The following is a 16,774-nucleotide window of genomic DNA, read 5'->3' as shown; positions in this document are numbered from 1 at the left end:
AAATAATCCTTCTGTTCTGCTTAAAAAATTCTTTGCAAATCTTTTACAAATCATCAATATACGACATTTTTTTACCAATACTTACTAGATTCCCTATGCTATAATAGGAAAGGTAGTCATCCAATCCTATATCGCGGTCGTACACGCACTGGAGGAATCCTCATGGTCGAGGTAAAACCTTCCCATTCACTTATCGGAACAGCACTCGCGCAAGACGTCTACAACGAGTACGGCCTGCTTTTATTACCCGCTGGTGCAGTCCTTCATCTTAGTGATATACGACTGCTCGAGGCTCACCAGGTGGAAGCCGTACAAGTTACACCCGTCTCGGAAGCACCCGAAATGCCTTTTCCTCTGCTCCATTGGAGTGAGACAGAGGCTGCAAAGGCCTATATGGTGGCAGTCCAAAAAACCGAGAATTTATTCAACCAATTCGCAAATGGGGATATTCCTCGTCTGCATCAATTTAGCGGCGCAGTCCATCCCATGCTTGATCAGGTGCTTCATCATATGAGATTTCTGCGATTCGTCTATTTGAATGAAGGGACAGAAAGCTATACGTATCGTCACTCTCTTCACGTAGGAATCGTTGCAGCCTTGATCGGGAAAATCATAGGATTGCCGCAGCGAGATATTCATTTTTTGGGACTAGCCGGCCTTCTCCATGACATCGGCAAGATGAAGATTTCAGACGAGCTGCTGTCCAAGCCAGATCGTTTGACGAATGAAGAGTATACGATTATGAAAAAGCATACCGTCTATGGCTACGAGCTTCTGCGATCCATGAAGGATGCTGACGATTTGCTAGCCCAATGCGCCCTTCTGCACCACGAACGCTGGGACGGAAGCGGATATCCACTTGGGCGAAAAAAAGATGGCATCCCTTTTGAATGCCAAATCATTAGTGTCGCAGACGTATTTGATGCGATTTGCACGGATCGCGTGTATCGCCGGGGAACCTCTCCCTTTGAAGCCGCGAATGTTCTCTGGGAATTAGCTTGTTCAGGCAAATTAAATCCGATGATTGTGTCCCGTTTTATCCATTACATCATCTTGCTTTACGTCGGTTCCCATGCATTATTAAACAATGGTGACCACGTTGAAATCATTATGATTCATACCGATGAGCCTATGCGCCCTCTCGTTCGTAGAGGTAATGATTTTATAGACCTGAGACAGCAGCGTTCTCTACGCATCCAAAGAATGATCAGTTAAAAAAACGTCAATCGATGCCTTCTCGTAGGGAGCGACCGCGTTTTGCGGAAAGTTTTTATGCGCTCCAGAATTAATTAGCGATTGCGCTAATTAATTCTTACACGTTGAACATACGAATCCCCCTGTCCTAATAGGAAGCAGGGGGATTTGCTATTTTTTGATCATGTTTTTTTATAACTTAACGACGTTCGCCGCTTGTGGACCGCGGTCCCCTTCCACAATGTCAAATTCTACAGCTTGCCCCTCATCCAAAGAACGAAATCCATCCGACTGAATCGCCGAAAAGTGGACGAATACGTCATCACCGTCTTGTCGTTCAATAAATCCAAAGCCTTTTTCCGCGTTAAACCATTTTACTTTGCCTTGCATGAAACAGCACAACCCTTTCTTTTGTGAAAATAAAATCAAGTCTAGCTTTCCCCAATTTGCCAGATTCATTCCATTATCGTGTTGAGTATTTCTTCTCTAGTCCTCTAACCACTACACGGGACAGGAATAAAGTGAGCACGAGGTATATCGCTGCTTCCGTCAAATACGGAGGATAGCGCTCAAATGTGCTTTTCGCCACGTTCATGGCTGCGTAGTTTAATTCCGGTGTCGCAATAACAGCTAATAGAGATGAATCTTTTAGAAGAGCAATAAACTCATTCCCAATAGCGGGCAGCATACGTGTAAACGCTTGGGGAAGAATAATTTGTCGCATCGCAAGGCCCTTGTTCATACCAAGTGAGCGTGCCGCTTCCATTTGGCCCGAATCAATCGATTGGATGCCGGCCCGAAAGATTTCCGCCATATAGGCTGCAGCATTGAGTGAGAGCGCGACGAAGCCTGAATAAATCGCTTCCGGGCTGCTCGCTCCTGGATACAGAATACCCCAAATCGATGGAATCACCGCAAAATGAATCAGCAAAATTTGGACCAGCATCGGTGTTCCTCGAAACAGCTCGACGTAAATCGAGCAGGTCCAGCGCAAGATTCGCTTGGAGGACATTTTGCCCAAGCTTATGAACAACCCCAAAAATGTTCCGCAAACCGTAGCCACTGCCGTCAGTAAAATCGTATTAATAACGCCGCGATAAAAAAGTTCCCGATAATCGTAAATTACGCTCCAATCCAAGCAAGTCTTCCTCCTTCTGCACAATGTTGTCTGAGTGTCGCAGACAGGGGTCTAACTCTTACTTGTTCCCGAAGTATTGGTTGTAGATTTCTTGGAGCTTTCCATTTTCCTTGATCTTTTTCAAGCCGTCGTTGATTTTGGTCATGATCTCGGTATTTCCCTTTTTCACCATGACGCCGTAGTATTCTTTCGCGAACGATTCGTCCTGGATCAGCTTGAATTTTTTGCCTGGATTTTTCTTTGCGTAGTAAGCAATGACCCCGTTGTCTCCCACGACAGCATCCACACGACCGTTGAAGAAATCATCGACGGAGGAAGGCATGTCATCATACCCTTTCAGTCCTTCATACGTATCGCCGAAAGCCTTTTTCACCACTTCTTCCCCAGTAGTCGCTGCCTGTACGCCAATTTTCTTTCCTTTGAGATCAGCCAGCTTGGTGACAGGTGAGTCTTCTGCAACCAGAATCAGCTGATTCGCCTCGAAGTAAAAGTCCGAAAAGTCGTACTTTTTCTTCCGGTCTTCTGTAATCGTAATCGAAGAGATTCCAATGTCGACTGTCCCTTTATCCAGCCCATCAAACAGCGGGTCCCAACCGGTATTTCTCCATTCGATCTTGAAACCGCCTGCTTCCGCAATCGCGTTCATGACATCAATGTCATGGCCAGTGATTTTGCTATCTGCCTCCAGTACTTGGAATGGTGGGTATGCTGCATCCGTTCCTACTACGTACACTTTGTCACCCGCTCCGCCACTTGAACCACTGCCAGACGTTTGCTGGCCGCTCCCACAGCCTGCGAGGAGTACCCCCACACCAACGACCAACGCCAGCGATTTGAACCACTTTGTCCCGATACGCATTTCGAAATCCCCCTTATGTCTCTCTATCTGCCTATTTTGTCCCCAGCAATGTCCACATGAAAATCACGGATTTTTTGCGTTCTCCACAGAGTTATCCACATTATCCACATGACCTTGTGCACAAGCTGGGTATAACTATTTTCCTGTATATTCTGCCACTTTGGTACGAAAGTAAGGGGATTGAATTGGGAGTATTAGTGGATATAGCAGCAAAAAAACAGGATTCATATATACGGGATATAGTTCTATCCTGCATATAAAAATCCTGCCTTTTATCAGAAAATAACGAATTATTCTTTTTCCCCCAAAATCACGATCTCTACCCGGCGGTTCTTCGCACGGTTCTCCGCGTTGGAGTTGTCCACAAGCTGCATTTTCCTCAGCACAGCCTTAATCAACATCATTAGATCCACCTGTAGCTTATTTGATATGCTCTTTCTTTAACCAAATACTTCCCCCGTGATTTGGTACATCTAATGGCCACTTTTCCATATAAGCATTTTTATATTTTTGTTCAATCATATTTTGAAAAAATACAATAGAATAATTTGAGTTATTTTGCAGAAAAGCACGTAATAAATACAACTCATTCCATATTACACCATCATGAATCCATTGCTTAGGATATTCAAAGGGATAGAAGATATCATGAAGATGAATATAAACGCCTTCTTTGAGTCTAGGCATGATCTCGAAAAACAAAAAATTAACATCTGAATCTATCTTAGATACGTGAGTAGAATCAATAAACAAAATATCTCCACTCTCTAATTGATCAAAGACTTCTAACGGTACCTCCTGTAATCCGCTCTCAATCAAATGGATCTTATCTGTTTCTTTCAATATTGATTTTAATAATTTTGGATATGGCTCAATGAAGGTCAACTTAATTTGATTATCTAAGTAATATTCATTAGTATCCAGTGTTACGGCAGATGTAAAGCCGGATCCAACTTCTATCATTCTTTTCGGCTTTAGAATACGGAGCATACAATGTAGACCAATCGCGTCCCCTGCACTTAAACTCTGATTCCCGTATCTATACCTTAATGGTGTTGAACCCAGTTCTATAGACATATCAGTCCATTTTGGTATTGATGAATATAACTCAATCATTTTATTTAGCAAGGCTAGTTGATTTCCTTCATTAAAATCAATATCTAAAACTTCTTTTTGTGAGTTAAATATTCTCTCTTCATTTTTTAATATGTCATCAATCTTTGGATATAAAGAGTAGAAATGACCAATATAAGGCATTTTTTGAAAATAACTTTCAGTTTCCGAATCTGGGACGAATCGTATTAATTTCATTTCATCAGATGAGACAACCTGAGAAAATCCATTATCTTTAAGAATTTTATAAATATCAGTAGCGTTATTAGGTGATACAAATACAATAACCTCATCTTTGTATTTACATAGCTCTTCAAAAGAAATACATAAAACACCGTCTATAGTGATTCCCTGCTTTTCTGGATTAGTATCACAAAAATATTTTACTGCTACTCCGTTATTCTGCAGATATTTATTTAACAATACACCATTCTGTCCTGCGCCAAAGATAACAATATACTGCTCCCTTGTACCTAAATGATATTGTTTAAGTATCATCTCTACCAACACACGACTAATCTTCATTTCAATCTCCTTCTAAAGAAATAAATGGTATAAAATAACCTATTTACACTACTCTTTCTCTGCAAGAATCACGACTTCAACCCGGCGGTTCTTCGCACGGTTCTCCGCGTTGGAGTTGTCCACAAGTGGTTTGTATTCGCCCAAACCCGCCACGGTAAAGCGAGAGGCTGGTAAGGAATAAGCATCGACCATTTCACGCATGACGGAAATTGCGCGCGCCGAGGATAGCTCCCAGTTGGATTTGTAGGCGCTTCGCGAGATCGGCACATCATCGGTATAGCCCTCGATCCGCACCTTGTGCTCAAAGCGCTTCAAAACTCCCGCTACCGTCCCGACGACCTGCTTCCCTTGTGCCTGTAGGTCTGCCGAACCACTCGTAAACAAGATGGTTTCTGGCAATCGGATACGCAAGCCTTCTTCGGTCTCCTCGTAGTCCAGATTCAGCTCAGCCAAGGCAGAGGATAACTGGTTGCGCACGGTCTCCATATCGCGCTCACCAGACTCAGCCATGCCCATTGGCGGCTTCGGTACGTTTACGGTGTCTTCGGAGCCTTTTTCTTCTTTTTCGCCCTTGAGCTCCTTCTGGCGCGCCTCCAATTGGTAGACCTCGCGTTGCAGCTCCAGCTTTTGCAGGTTGAGCAGGTCGAGGCTCTCATGCACCTGCTCCAAGCTCGCTTTTTCCTTTTGGACCTCTTCTTTTTGGGCCTGAATGCTCTTCGTCTGCGTCGCCGCAATAATAATCACAATCACGAACAACAGCGTAATCAGGTCACTGTAGCTGAGCAGCCAGCTTTTTTCTAGCTCCTTCTCGTCATATAACCGTTCGTCATGCATAGCGGTCCTGCCTTTCAATCGTGCCCTTCATGCTGCCTGCTTCTTTAATCAGCACCAGCTTCTGGTCACCTGGCAAGAATGAATTCAGCTTCTCAAACAACAAGCGTGGCGTCTCCATACGTTGCAGACCGACACAGCCTTCGATGAAGAGACGCTTTTCAAACATTTCCCGGTCGTACAGGTCCATTAGACGGTAGTAGCATGGTAGCGCGAACAGGTTCGCGAGGAGCGCGCCATAGAGTGTCGCTACGACCGCAGCGCTCAGGCTGTGACCGGTCAGTGCCATGTCAGAGAGCGACTTCAGTACGCCCGTCATCCCGAGGAGCGTACCTACAAGCCCCATACCTGGAGCCAATAAACTGATGAGGCGGAAGAAACCAGCTGATTGTTGGTAGCGGTACTGTTCGCCCTTGAGCTCGTTCTCCAGGATCAGGCGCAGTTCGTCTTCCGGAACGCCCTCGATCGCGAGCAAGCTGCCGCGCTTGACGAAGGAGTCGGGTTCTTGCTGGAGTTCCTTCTCGAGCGCGATATAACCTTGTTCCTTCTGGACGAGCGCGTAATAGTAGAAGCGTTTGATTGTTTCTTCGACGTTGCTTTGCCGGCCGTGGATGAGCAGGCGCCAGATTTTTTTCAGATCGAGATGCTTGCGCTTGACTGCGTAGGACATGACTACGGAGAGCGCGACTAGCTCGATTGCGGTGGCATTGAGGAGATCCGACAAGGTTCCGTTTAGGTAAACCGCGTGTATGAAGATGAGGAGGACGGCTCCGATTAAGACGAGTGAGCGGCGTTTTGTGGACACAAGTGATTCACCTTCCTGCACGAATATTATCTTGTTGTATCGGATAGTTGCAATTACAGTGTTATAGTTAAATTGTTTCTACTTCATTTCCATTCTAAATTCCTATAAACAAAACCTTTTAACACTCCTGAAAAAGCACCATCCCCAAACTGAGGATTCTTTATCTTAACCAAATAATAAGGGAGTCATATCCATTTCCCTTTAATCAGTCGGTCCTGAAAAAGTTCAATAAGGGGATGAGGGCTTTTATCATTTTCTTTTCAACACACATTCCTTTATTACATGATAAATTTTTTCTCCAGACGTGCCGTCTGTATTAACATATACTTTACTAGCCATTCCTTTCCTGTTTTCAGCCAATGGATCATACCCTTTTGCGAATTTCTTAACTACCTCAAACCAAGGTTCATCGGGATTGAAAGCGTAATAAAAAACATCTTCTGGTAAAAGTGACTCGGTTGGTAAACTTTCATCCCAATACAATCTATCATCCCAATACAATACTTTTTTCTCCGTAAGTAAATATGAGCGTAGGAGTGAACCATCAGCCGATATCAATACATCTGCCGCTTTTAAAGCCGGCATATAGTCCGCTGTTTCATCTATTATTATTTTGTTGTAGAACTTATCTCCGCCTTTAATATATTTCTCGGTTAAATTTACGTAGTACTCTGCAAAGCTAGGTACATATTTCATAATAGATACTAGCGTAAGCGGGTGAGGACGCCAAATAATTACACTATCTTCTGCAATTCTGGCTATATTAAAGAAGTCTACCAACTTCTCTAATTTCAAGAATGGTTGACTCGCGAAAAATAGACAACCTGTATTTATTAAATATACTGTTTTTCCTTCTATTTTTTCTTTCCATTCGCTTGGGTACGCAATGTCTTCTTTAAGTGCATTAACCATCGCATCAAGTTTAGGAGAACCGAGTACCAAAAGCTTTTCAGAGGGTACTCCATCCCGAATAGCTGAATCTTTTAAAAAGTCTGCTACTAAGATAATTTTGTCTATATTCTCTATAGTAGGGAGATTATAAGCTAAACTCTTTGTTCCTTGAGTTGGAGGGATAAAAGAAGAAACATGGTATGGAACGTAAACAAGCATATCCGTATATTGCTTAAGGTTTGTTGTAAAATATTGCTCATAAACACGAGTAATAGTATTGTACTGATCATACACATTATGAACAAAAATAATATCCGGTTGCTCATCCTCTAGGACATAATTACTATAATGTACTATTGGTATATCATCCGGGAAAAATTCCCCTTCATATGTATGTATTGCTTCATTTTGAGTCAATTGATAATAAGGAATCGGGACAACGCGAGCCACACAATTCTCATCTTTTGATGCAGCCTCATAAATACTAGCTAGACTATCCCACATTGATGCCTTATATGGAAAGAAGACTACATTAAGCTTCGCGTTAATCTCCTCTTGGAAAATTTCTTTAAGCAATACTACTTTATTATGCATTAATTCAAAAGTGTTTTCATTTATTGAAATATGATTATTTAAAATCTCATCAAAAGATATTTTTACAATTTCTAATTGGTCTAATGTCTTGAAAGGAACTCTCTCTTCCATCTGAAGTTGATTTTGAATAGCTCCAATGGCATTCAAGCAGTCTAATACTGCAGTATCTGGTTTACTCAGTCCAGGTAATACCTCAATGTATTCGAGGATTGTATCCATTAATTCTGATATTCGTCTTTTCATATTTAAGAACATGGTGAATTACCCCCTGGTACTAAATAGCATATAAGACAGTTTCAATTGTATAATCACTGTAATGCCTTATGTAAAACTTGTAATCAGGCACCAAGCTTTGTAAATACAATGGTATTTCTAAAATATCCTCCGGTTTATGATAAATACAAATTGCTAAACGTGGTCGATATTGTAGAATAGATTCTTTAGCACCCTTTAATGCCTCCAACTCTGCACCTTCTACATCCATTTTAATGAAAGTAACTCTTTGACCATTTAATATTTCATCAAGGCTTACAACATTCACGTTAATTGTTCCATTATCGGCCAATGTTGAAGCACTATTTTCATCCCCAGTAAATTTTAATGTATCGTTCTTACTCCACAGTCCTGCATTATACAATTCAATGTTTTTTATTTTCCTATCCTCTATAACTGCCTTGCAATTCGAATGATTTGAAGGATCTGGTTCAAAAGCATAGATTTTTTCATATTGCTCATTGCACCATTACTTAAACAAAAGTGTTGTATCACAATTGAAGCATCCTGCATCGACAAAAACCTCATTTTCTTGCGGTTCTATAATTGGAGCTTCAAAGTATTGTTTATCATCAAAGACTTCTAACCTGAATTTTATATTTCCATTTAAAATGTGGTTTTTTGGAATCGCCATAGAAGTTAACTCTTCATAAATCTCCTCATAGAAATCTCTTGAGGCAATTACAATATAATCATCTTTATGATCCTGAATTAATTGTTCAGGGGAAATCACTGGTAAGCCACAATAGAATGTACCTTGCTTTTTTGGATCTTTATCACAAAAACTGTACCAATTGATCTCTCTAAAGAGCTCTAGTAAGCCTTTCCCTACTGCCCCTGCCCCATAAATAATTAGTTTCCGAGTTGGATATTGATCACTAATCGCTTTATATTGATTGTAGTAGTCTTTAAATGACTGCATTTTATTTGAGTCTATCCCCGGTATGAGTGAAGTCATATCTATGAGATAATTATAGTCGTTCGTAAGATTAAACATCATGCGTAATGCGAATATCTTTTTTGATTGTTCATCATTTAAACTATCAAAAACCTTTTTCGCTTGTGGAAACACTTCTTTTATCATATTGCTGTAAACCATTTAATTGACCTCCGAATTTTTCTTTTTCATAACATTCCTTTTTTCTACACGACCTCACATTATAACTAAGCGGACAATACATAGCTTTAATGCTGCTGCTTCTCGTAATGTTGGCAGATATCAAAAATCGTTTGATTAAACTTATTTAACAATAGTTGAACACCTTCGGATGAATAATTTACTCCATCAATATTGTCTAGTGCTGTTATCCATTTGACTGGGGGTACATGTAGCAGAACTTTATCAAGTTCCTGCTTAGTCGTAATATATGAAAAACCGCTAGATTTTAGTTGACTAACTATCTCTTCAGGAGTCCGGTTTGCTACAATGACTAGTGTTCTTTCTTTTTCTTCCTCAATTAACACAGGAGAAATACATTTCACATTTGCGAAACTCTTCTCCCACTTGGACGGATCATTATCCGAAAAACAACTGACAAAAATCAATTTACTGTACAACTCCTGAACAAGTCGTTTTCCGTATTCACCTGCACCAAATATACAAATTTGCTCAGCTTTTCCTTCAGATAAGGATGCGATATACTTTTGCAAAAATAAAAGTTGTTCGTAGAGATTCCCTGGAATATCAGACTCTTGCATTTTTTGATTTGCAAAACGGAAAGTTTCCTCCATTCCAATACCTTTAAAAAAGCAACTCATTCTATGGTAGAAATTATAAGGACTTCCATACATTGTGCACATCTCTTCTTCTGTTAATTCTTTCAAAAAATCTATATGTAACTGGTTGCGTTCTGCCTGATGACTTGTGATGGTACGGCTACCTTGCTCATTATGTAGTCGCCCCAAGATAAGAGCTTCAGCAATATAAATCGTTTTCTGTCCTCGAAACATACGAAAGAACAGATCATAGTCTTGTGTTGTAATTAAATTTTCATTGAATAGTCCGACACGCTCAAAGTGGCTTTTGTGTATTAAGAGAGTGCACCCATGAATTAAACCTTGCAAAACCGGGAAAACGGAGTTTGTCAACTGATCCATTGAATACGTATTACTAAGCATCACATGAGATGTTTTAAGTGAATGGATTTCTAGCAAATCGTAATCACTTTGTACAATCGCAGTCAAATCGCCTTCCTTAAACAATGCTTGAATTTGTCTCTCAATCTTGTAAGGATAATATAAGTCATCATGGGACAACCAAGAGAAATATTCTCCCTTCATTTCCTTTATTGCAAGATTCAGTGCTGTAGCTACACCACCGTTTTCTTTGTAAAAATAACGTATCTTATCCCCGTAGGAGAGAGCAATTCTCTCCGTTGCCCCATTGTCTTTTGAACCATCATTCACGACAATTATCTCAATATTTGGGTACGTTTGAGCAAGCGCGCTATCGATTGCTTCCTGCAAGTAATTTTCCCCATTAAATACTGGTATGACTATAGATACCATCGGCCTTCCCATTGTAATCAAGTCTCCTCAATTTATTTAATCAATGCTGGCTTTGAATAAATAGATCGTACAATTGTGCATTTACCATATCTAGCAATATACTTTTTGCCTCTTTGTTTAATAGCTAGCAGCAATAGGTTTGTACATTTTAATCTCATTAGTAGTGGGATTATGATACTATCACCACTTCTTTTCTTCCTATAGACTCTGCTTGCTTGGATGACCATTTTACTATTAAGAACTGAAGAAATTCTTTTAATCATATCCTCTCTAGAAAAATATTCACTATAAGCCCCTAGACGTACTAATCCAGCAATTAACTGATCATAAAATGTTTGCAAAAGCATTAATTTCACTGGCTTTTTTGACTCTTCCCTTAATCCCGTAAACAAGAGTTCAAAATATGTCATTCTGAGTTCATATAAATCTAGGATAAAATGCGAAATTGCACTTATACGTTCTTCTGGTTGATATAAATAGTGTTTATAAAAAATGTCATTAACAATATAAATTTTGTCACTTTTTAAAAGATACTCAAGTGTAAATAACCCATCCTCACCCATCGCATAGTTAGTGTCAAATCTAAGATTATTTTTTTTAATCACCGTATTTTTATATATCATGTTACAGGAACTCCAAACAAAGGGTGTCTTTTGTGAATCAAGGTAAGAAGAGATAATAAATTCGTTTGCATCAAATAAACCTGATTCAACACTAAAACTTTTAGTTTTTAGTCCAATGTTGGTATACCCGCAAATCACAATGTCACAGCCTTGTTCTTCCATCCTAAAGACTAATGTTTCAGTCATATTTCTATTTATTTCATCATCTGAATCAACAAACTGAATATACTTCCCCTTTGCCTTTTCCAGACCTATGTTTCTCGAAACTGACACTCCATTATTTTTCTGGTGTATTACTTTAACATTAGGATATTTTTGAACGTAATTATCACATATTCTCCCAGAATCATCAGTAGATCCATCATTCACTAGAATTACTTCTATATTTGAATACGATTGTGATAAAACACTATCAATAGCTCTGACAAGAAATTTTTCTGTATTATAAATAGGAATAATAATAGAAACTAGCGGTTGCTCATGATTATTCAAAACCGCTTCTCCTCCCCACTCAAGCAAAACTAAAAAACATGTGTATCAAAAATATCCTGGCTAGTGATCGGAAAATTAAGTTCCCATTTATAATTCTTTTGTTGCCGATAGTTCTAGATTTCTAATCTTGTTACGCAACATTGCGTTTTCTTTTTTTACTTCATTTAGTTCATCATTAGCCCCTGGTATTTGAACGAGTGCTCTCAATGTTGATTTTCTTAAAGTGATGTAATCAATCTCGCTACTTTTTTCAGAAAAATCATGGGTACAGATATGTGGTTCCGGCTGCAATGAATGCTTATCAGTCAAATCACAAACCATAACATCTGGCGAGAAAACAGTCACAATTGGATTTAGAATATTATTAACGTGTGAACAATCAATCGTCTCTCCATCTAAAGCATCTTTAATTCTTGAGCTCAACGGATGAAATACCAATTTGTTTACTCTTGAATCTTTATAAGATTCAAGAATTGTTTCCATTATTGGATTCCCTGCCATACCACCAAATACCCAATCAGAGTACTGATTATTGTCTATTAAGCTAAAAAACACATTGCAATAGCGAATATAGTTAAAAGGCGTGTCTATTTTAATTCTTTTATTAAGGTAAATGCCACCTTCTGACCAGATAGCCTTTAATGCAAAATATCCATTTACGAAATCATATTCACCGGCATCATAGGCAGCCTTTACAAGTTTATTCTCTGAAATATTACAGTTTTGTTCATTTAAGACGATTACCTTACATCCTTCATAAAAAGCGTTCAGCCGACAATCTTGTAAGAATTCTTCAGATATTTTCTCACCAAAGCCCCCGACCCATACTTTACAAGGTATGGGCTTATCCGGTAAACTAACAAAACTTTCTAGTCTTTTATATAAATATTCGTCACTATTTAAAACTGGATTGTCTTTCAGTTCCGGCCATAATTCTTTTAATTGTTTAATATAGTAATCCGTAAAACTCCACCTCTTGCGGAAATCACTATGAATATGGCGAGCAACATAGGCTAAAACATATTGACGAAATTGTGGATTGCAATTTTCGATTGCATATTGTCTTGCTTTAATTGTATCTAGATTTCTAAGTCCAAAAACAGCATTGCTATCCGAACCATATCGTTTGAAATAATGGTATACAGGATAGTCTAAATATCCAATCCTTGTTGCATAAGAATGTAGCACAAGAGAATACCCTAGATCTTCCATACTTATTTCTTCTGGTATCCATCCGGCTTTTTGTATTAATCTTTTATGAACTAATTTGGTATGTAAATATAATTGACCAGTAAGTATCAATGATTCTGTTGAGATAGGTTCTTTTAAAACTCCATATAATGACTTCGTGTTTCCAGTATAAATCCATATTGGAGCGCAAACGATATCATGATCGTTTTCAATTGCCTTTTTATAAAGTAATTCCACTGCTTGCCTATCCATGATGTCATCAGAATCACAGAAAGCAAGATAGTCTCCACGAGCGATTTTAATCGCTTCATTTCGCGGTGCACCAGCTCCATGAACATGGGGAATTGATTTCACTATAACTTTATTAGGATAGTTTTTTTGATACTCCTCTAATATAGAGAGTGATCTATCCGTTGAACCGTCGTCAACAGCAATAATCTCAATGTTTTCCAAAGATTGATGGACAAGGGAATCGATACACTCACGCACAAATTTTTCTGAATTATATACGGGGACTACAATAGATACCAATGGCTTGTTTTTTTTTTCAAATGAATTCAACATACAAAACCTCCCTCATATACGCCTCATCATACGCTTTAAAATGTATAATAATAATATTTTGACCTATCCTGTAATCTAATTTATTCTTCTATTATCGTTTTCTCTATCATGAAAAACCTTAATGCAAGGTAAAACTTATCTATAATAAATTACTTGCCCCATACTTTTTGATTAATAATCTGAGTGTAGCTCTGAATAATTCGGATTACGGTTGAAGACACATTGAGCTCCGAATAATCTGGCACAACCGGAACAACTTCCTCATTTTCCCTCATACCCACTGCAATCTCAACTGATTGTAATAACTGTTCTTCCGTAATTCCCCCAATAATGAAGCAACCTTTATCCAAAGCTTCTGGACGTTCTGTAGAAGTCCTTATTGAAACACCGGGAAAACCACACATAGCACTTTCCTCCGCCAATGTCCCACTATCAGATACCACACAAAATGCGTTACGCTGAAGACTAATGTAGTCAGTAAATGGAAATGGTGGGAGCTGTTTCACGAGAGGGTGAAAAGTAAACTGTCTCTTTTCAATCAGTTTCGCACTTCGTGGATGTACAGAATAAATCACTGGCATTTGATATTTTTCTGCCATCCCATTAATCGCACTCATCAAACTGATAAAGTTATCTTCATTATCTACATTCTCTTCTCTGTGCGCGGACAATAATATATACTTGCCACTTTTAATCCCTAATTTCTCAATAATTTCATTATTAGTAATAGCCTCTTTATGTGCATGTATCACTTCTGCTAACGGAGATCCTGTTACGTAGACATGTTCTTTTCGCACACCCTCTGCTAACAAATATCGGCGTGCGTGTTCCGTATAAGGAAGGTTTACATCCGAAATATGATCAACAATTCGTCGATTTGTTTCTTCTGGAAGATTTTCATCAAAACAACGGTTTCCAGCTTCCATATGAAATATAGGGATTTTTAGTCTTTTAGCAGCAATAGCTGATAACGCTGAATTCGTATCTCCAAGGATTAGTAATGCATCTGGGCGCAACTCATTCATTAATTCATAAGACTTTTCAATAATGTTTCCGATAGTCTGACCTAGATGATCTCCAACAACATTCAAATAATAATCTGGGGCACGCAGCATTAGATCCTTGAAAAATATCTCGTTTAAGTAATAATCGTAGTTCTGCCCTGTATGCACCAATATATGTTCAAAATAGCAATCGGCCTTTTTAATTAACTCAGATAGACGTATAATTTCAGGACGAGTTCCTACAATCGTCATCAATTTTAATTTTTTCAAATACGGTCACCCCTCTAAAAATAATGTGGATAATACTCTTGATGAGACCTTATCCAGTCACACGTATCCTTTATCATTTGCTCATACGAGGGAACCTTAAAATCAAAATCTTTTCTGTTATTCACTAATGATTTATCTACATAAACAGAATCATCAGCTATGATTTCAATATGAGCTGTCCTTACTAAATTATTGAATAATTGTAGTAGTTCATATTTGCTGATTAGTTGATTATTTACTAAGTGATAAAGCCCACACAAATCCACTTCTATTGCACGCTCAATAGCCTGAGCCAATGTGACAGTAGACACTCCCGTCCATATTGCAGAGGTAAACCCTTTTACTTTCTCATTTTCTTTCATAAACCAATTTAAAAGTCCTATCCCGTACTCATTACGGTCTGGCCCGATAATTGATGTTCGGAAAGTCAAATTTTTTGAATCATTGATTTCTCCAAGCAATTTTGAGCGTCCATATAAGGAGTCACTTTCTGGAAAACTCTTCTCATTGTAGCCACCTATCTTACCTGAAAATACGCAGTCTGTACTAAGGTGAATTAGCTTTGTTTTCTTATCTTTTAGGCATTCTGAAATATAATGTGGGAGATAGCTATTGAGAAATATTCCATCCGCAGGATGCATATCTACATCCTTATTTAATACACCAATGCAATTTATTACTGCATCAAATGGCTTGGAATTTACAGCATCCCTTAACATTTCCTTGTTTAGCGCGTCACCAACTATAGTTTCGCAATATGGCAATGGAGTTCTTGAAAATGAAGTAACCTTATGACCCCGTTCACTGAAATAGAGTGTCGCAACGTGACCAGCCATTCCTCCAGCGCCTAGAACTAAGATTTCCATCCAATCAACTCGCTTTGCACGTAATCCAATCCTAACAGGAGCTCTTTAACTTGCTCTAAATCTAGCAATCTCGTATTGTTGGATGTAAACTCTGTCAGTTCTGTTTTTTCCGTCTTTCCAAGTTCAAAATACTGAGCATAATTCAAATCACGATTGTCCGCTGGAACCTGATAGTAATTTCCTAAATCTTGTGCATGTAGACATTCTTCTCTCGTTAGTAACGTTTCATAAGTTTTTTCACCATGTCGAATTCCAATGTATTGAATCTCATTGTTACTGTTAAAAATCTCTCTTATTGCTTGAGCCAATACGCCTATTGTACAAGCCGGGGCTTTTTGGACCATAATATCCCCAGGTAAAGCATTTTCAAAGGCGAATAGGACTAGCTCAACTGCCTCCTCCAAGCTCATCATAAAGCGAGTCATATTAGGGTCAGTTATTGTGATCGATTTCCCCTGCTTAATCTGTTCAATAAACAACGGTATAACCGAACCTCTCGAGCACATGACATTGCCATACCTGGTTCCACTAATGATAGTCCTGTCAGTAGTGCGTGATTTGGCAACAAAAACCCGTTCCATCATAGCTTTGCTCATACCCATCGCATTAATGGGGTATGCTGCTTTATCTGTAGACAGACAAATAACCTTTTTTACCCTTTCAGCAATAGCTTCGGTTAATACATTATCTACACCTATAACATTTGTTTTTACTGCTTCCATTGGGAAAAATTCACAAGTCGGAACCTGTTTCAAAGCAGCTGCATGAAAAACATAGTCAACTCCAATCATGGCTCCCTGAACACTATGTAGATCACGCACATCTCCTATATAGAACTTGAGCTTGTCACTTTTATAATATCTTCTCATATCGTCTTGTTTCTTTTCATCTCTGGAGAAAATACGGATTTCTTTGATACCCGAGTTCAAAAATCTCTTTAAAACTGCGTTGCCAAATGATCCCGTTCCACCTGTAATTAATAACGTCATATCATCAAACATTCGTAATTCCACTCCCTTAGGCATTTGGCATG

Annotated in this window: 16 protein-coding genes; 1 reads left to right on the top strand and 15 read right to left on the bottom strand. The window is 38.9% G+C overall.

Annotated features, from left to right (window positions below; all coding sequences use genetic code 11):
- Window positions 1-162: 162 nt before the first annotated feature.
- Window positions 163-1,215, top strand: a complete 1,053-nt coding sequence (locus AB1L17_RS14245) for an HD-GYP domain-containing protein (protein WP_412845478.1) — start codon at window positions 163-165, stop codon at window positions 1,213-1,215.
- Between the two features lie 171 nt (window positions 1,216-1,386).
- Here AB1L17_RS14245 and AB1L17_RS14240 read toward each other — a convergent pair whose 3' ends face one another.
- The 15 genes from AB1L17_RS14240 to AB1L17_RS14170 all read right to left on the bottom strand — a co-directional run bounded on the left by AB1L17_RS14240 (window position 1,387) and on the right by AB1L17_RS14170 (window position 16,742).
- Window positions 1,387-1,584: a cold shock domain-containing protein gene (locus AB1L17_RS14240; RefSeq protein ID WP_412845477.1), complete on the bottom strand. Its 198-nt coding sequence runs from the start codon at window positions 1,582-1,584 to the stop codon at window positions 1,387-1,389.
- 73 nt (window positions 1,585-1,657) lie between these two features.
- The gene (locus tag AB1L17_RS14235; RefSeq protein ID WP_412845476.1) at window positions 1,658-2,332 is read right to left on the bottom strand and encodes an amino acid ABC transporter permease; all 675 of its coding nucleotides are present in this window, start codon (window positions 2,330-2,332) and stop codon (window positions 1,658-1,660) included.
- 58 nt (window positions 2,333-2,390) lie between these two features.
- Window positions 2,391-3,191 carry a basic amino acid ABC transporter substrate-binding protein gene (locus tag AB1L17_RS14230; RefSeq protein WP_412845475.1) on the bottom strand — a complete coding sequence of 267 codons (801 nt, stop codon included), beginning with the start codon at window positions 3,189-3,191 and terminating at the stop codon, window positions 2,391-2,393.
- A 420-nt stretch (window positions 3,192-3,611) separates the two neighbouring features.
- Entirely contained in the window at window positions 3,612-4,829 is a 1,218-nt protein-coding gene (locus AB1L17_RS14225) for a class I SAM-dependent methyltransferase (RefSeq protein WP_412845474.1), read from the bottom strand.
- A 48-nt stretch (window positions 4,830-4,877) separates the two neighbouring features.
- Window positions 4,878-5,663 (bottom strand): OmpA family protein, encoded by a 786-nt coding sequence (locus AB1L17_RS14220; protein WP_412845473.1) that lies wholly within the window; start codon window positions 5,661-5,663, stop codon window positions 4,878-4,880.
- Entirely contained in the window at window positions 5,656-6,465 is an 810-nt protein-coding gene (locus AB1L17_RS14215) for a motility protein A (protein WP_412845472.1), read from the bottom strand. Before AB1L17_RS14215 ends, AB1L17_RS14220 begins: the two co-directional genes overlap by 8 nt.
- Before the next feature lie 249 nt (window positions 6,466-6,714).
- Window positions 6,715-8,205 (bottom strand): CDP-glycerol glycerophosphotransferase family protein, encoded by a 1,491-nt coding sequence (locus AB1L17_RS14210; RefSeq protein ID WP_412845471.1) that lies wholly within the window; start codon window positions 8,203-8,205, stop codon window positions 6,715-6,717.
- Window positions 8,206-8,224: 19 nt separating this feature from the next.
- A complete protein-coding gene (locus tag AB1L17_RS14205; protein ID WP_412845537.1) occupies window positions 8,225-8,668 on the bottom strand; it encodes an FkbM family methyltransferase in 444 nt (147 codons plus the stop codon).
- 24 nt (window positions 8,669-8,692) lie between these two features.
- The gene (locus tag AB1L17_RS14200; protein WP_412845470.1) at window positions 8,693-9,322 is read right to left on the bottom strand and encodes a nucleoside-diphosphate sugar epimerase/dehydratase; all 630 of its coding nucleotides are present in this window, start codon (window positions 9,320-9,322) and stop codon (window positions 8,693-8,695) included.
- Between the two features lie 86 nt (window positions 9,323-9,408).
- Complete coding sequence (locus AB1L17_RS14195; protein WP_412845469.1) at window positions 9,409-10,743, bottom strand: glycosyltransferase family 2 protein; 1,335 nt, start codon at window positions 10,741-10,743, stop codon at window positions 9,409-9,411.
- Window positions 10,744-10,763: 20 nt separating this feature from the next.
- Window positions 10,764-11,846 carry a glycosyltransferase gene (locus AB1L17_RS14190; protein ID WP_412845468.1) on the bottom strand — a complete coding sequence of 361 codons (1,083 nt, stop codon included), beginning with the start codon at window positions 11,844-11,846 and terminating at the stop codon, window positions 10,764-10,766.
- An 87-nt stretch (window positions 11,847-11,933) separates the two neighbouring features.
- Window positions 11,934-13,601 carry a glycosyltransferase gene (locus AB1L17_RS14185; RefSeq protein WP_412845467.1) on the bottom strand — a complete coding sequence of 556 codons (1,668 nt, stop codon included), beginning with the start codon at window positions 13,599-13,601 and terminating at the stop codon, window positions 11,934-11,936.
- A gap of 149 nt (window positions 13,602-13,750) precedes the next feature.
- Window positions 13,751-14,875: a non-hydrolyzing UDP-N-acetylglucosamine 2-epimerase gene (wecB, locus tag AB1L17_RS14180; protein WP_412845466.1), complete on the bottom strand. Its 1,125-nt coding sequence runs from the start codon at window positions 14,873-14,875 to the stop codon at window positions 13,751-13,753.
- A gap of 14 nt (window positions 14,876-14,889) precedes the next feature.
- Entirely contained in the window at window positions 14,890-15,741 is an 852-nt protein-coding gene (locus AB1L17_RS14175; RefSeq protein WP_412845465.1) for an SDR family oxidoreductase, read from the bottom strand.
- Entirely contained in the window at window positions 15,729-16,742 is a 1,014-nt protein-coding gene (locus tag AB1L17_RS14170) for a polysaccharide biosynthesis protein (RefSeq protein WP_412845464.1), read from the bottom strand. Before AB1L17_RS14170 ends, AB1L17_RS14175 begins: the two co-directional genes overlap by 13 nt.
- Between the last annotated feature and the right edge of the window lie 32 nt (window positions 16,743-16,774).

Origin of the sequence: Brevibacillus jepli, from assembly GCF_047229145.1 — a bacterium.
GTDB lineage: Bacteria > Bacillota > Bacilli > Brevibacillales > Brevibacillaceae > Brevibacillus.
This window is presented reverse-complemented; position numbering and strand designations above follow the sequence as displayed.

What these genes read in the sequence shown, in the direction of transcription:
- AB1L17_RS14245 (WP_412845478.1), top strand. Translation starts at nt 163, where the DNA reads ATGGTCGAGGTAAAACCTTCCCATTCACTTATCGGAACAGCACTCGCG.
- AB1L17_RS14240 (WP_412845477.1), bottom strand. Translation starts at nt 1,584, where the DNA reads ATGCAAGGCAAAGTAAAATGGTTTAACGCGGAAAAAGGCTTTGGATTT.
- AB1L17_RS14230 (WP_412845475.1), bottom strand. Translation starts at nt 3,191, where the DNA reads ATGCGTATCGGGACAAAGTGGTTCAAATCGCTGGCGTTGGTCGTTGGT.
- AB1L17_RS14225 (WP_412845474.1), bottom strand. Translation starts at nt 4,829, where the DNA reads ATGAAGATTAGTCGTGTGTTGGTAGAGATGATACTTAAACAATATCAT.
- AB1L17_RS14220 (WP_412845473.1), bottom strand. Translation starts at nt 5,663, where the DNA reads ATGCATGACGAACGGTTATATGACGAGAAGGAGCTAGAAAAAAGCTGG.
- AB1L17_RS14210 (WP_412845471.1), bottom strand. Translation starts at nt 8,205, where the DNA reads ATGTTCTTAAATATGAAAAGACGAATATCAGAATTAATGGATACAATC.
- AB1L17_RS14200 (WP_412845470.1), bottom strand. Translation starts at nt 9,322, where the DNA reads ATGGTTTACAGCAATATGATAAAAGAAGTGTTTCCACAAGCGAAAAAG.
- AB1L17_RS14195 (WP_412845469.1), bottom strand. Translation starts at nt 10,743, where the DNA reads ATGGGAAGGCCGATGGTATCTATAGTCATACCAGTATTTAATGGGGAA.
- AB1L17_RS14185 (WP_412845467.1), bottom strand. Translation starts at nt 13,601, where the DNA reads ATGTTGAATTCATTTGAAAAAAAAAACAAGCCATTGGTATCTATTGTA.
- AB1L17_RS14175 (WP_412845465.1), bottom strand. Translation starts at nt 15,741, where the DNA reads ATGGAAATCTTAGTTCTAGGCGCTGGAGGAATGGCTGGTCACGTTGCG.
- AB1L17_RS14170 (WP_412845464.1), bottom strand. Translation starts at nt 16,742, where the DNA reads ATGTTTGATGATATGACGTTATTAATTACAGGTGGAACGGGATCATTT.